This is a genomic window from Streptomyces chiangmaiensis (genome assembly GCF_036281785.1).
GTDB classification, from domain to species: domain Bacteria; phylum Actinomycetota; class Actinomycetes; order Streptomycetales; family Streptomycetaceae; genus Streptomyces; species Streptomyces chiangmaiensis.
In genome coordinates this window covers 1-767 of record NZ_JAYWVC010000673.1, presented here as the reverse complement: position 1 = coordinate 767, position 767 = coordinate 1, and the positions used below count along the sequence as shown (strand labels likewise).

The following is a 767-nucleotide window of genomic DNA, read 5'->3' as shown; positions in this document are numbered from 1 at the left end:
GGGCCAGGCCACCCGCTGGGTCATCGAAGCTGGTACCGCCGACAACTGACCCCGATCGGATCACGGTCCCCGCCGGTGCCCGCAGCGCCTGAGCGGCCGCACGACGCCGGGACCTACCGCACGACCGGGGGCCGTGCGGTAGGTCCCGTTGATACCTGCTACGCGACCGCGACAGCCGCTACACCGAAGCATTCGACGCGGTCTTCACCGCCGACGGCATCGAGATCCTCAAGAGCGCTCCCCAGGCGCCGAAGCTGAACGCCCACGCCGAAAGGCTCATACGCACCGCTCAAGCCGAGTGCACCGACCGGCTACTGATCTACAACCAGCAGCACCTGCGGCGCGTCCTCGCCGAGTACGCCGAGCACTACAACCACGGGCGGCCCCACCGGGCCCTGCAACTTCGCGCCCGCCAACGACCCGGACGTCATCCCGTTCCCAGCCCAGCGGATCCAGCGCCACGACATCCTCGGCGGCCTCATCCACGAGTACCGAGACACCGCCCGAAGAAGCTCGCGTCACGTAGCGAACACCCAGGTCAGCGCACATCCTGAGCTTTTGGAACCCTACAGGCAGTTGGCGGAGAACCTGACCGGGTCGCTGTCGAAGGGGGCCCGGGTGGTGGAGGCGGGCCGTCTGCGGACCGACCGGTGGGAGACCCCGGAGGGGGAGAAGCGCTCCCGCATGGTGCTGGATGTCGACGATGTGGGCGCCTCGATGACGTTCGCGACCGTCACGATCACCCGTACCACTCGCCCGGTCCCGAC

At 68.7% G+C, this 767-nt stretch carries 2 protein-coding genes; both read left to right on the top strand.

Features of this window, described 5'->3' with window-relative positions; genetic code table 11:
• The first annotated feature begins 155 nt into the window (after window positions 1-155).
• Window positions 156-554 carry an integrase core domain-containing protein gene (locus tag VXC91_RS46345; RefSeq protein ID WP_329513327.1) on the top strand — a complete coding sequence of 133 codons (399 nt, stop codon included), beginning with the start codon at window positions 156-158 and terminating at the stop codon, window positions 552-554.
• Window positions 555-558: 4 nt separating this feature from the next.
• Window positions 559-767: single-stranded DNA-binding protein (locus tag VXC91_RS46340; RefSeq protein ID WP_329513326.1), on the top strand; the 209-nt coding region annotated here is incomplete at its 3' end.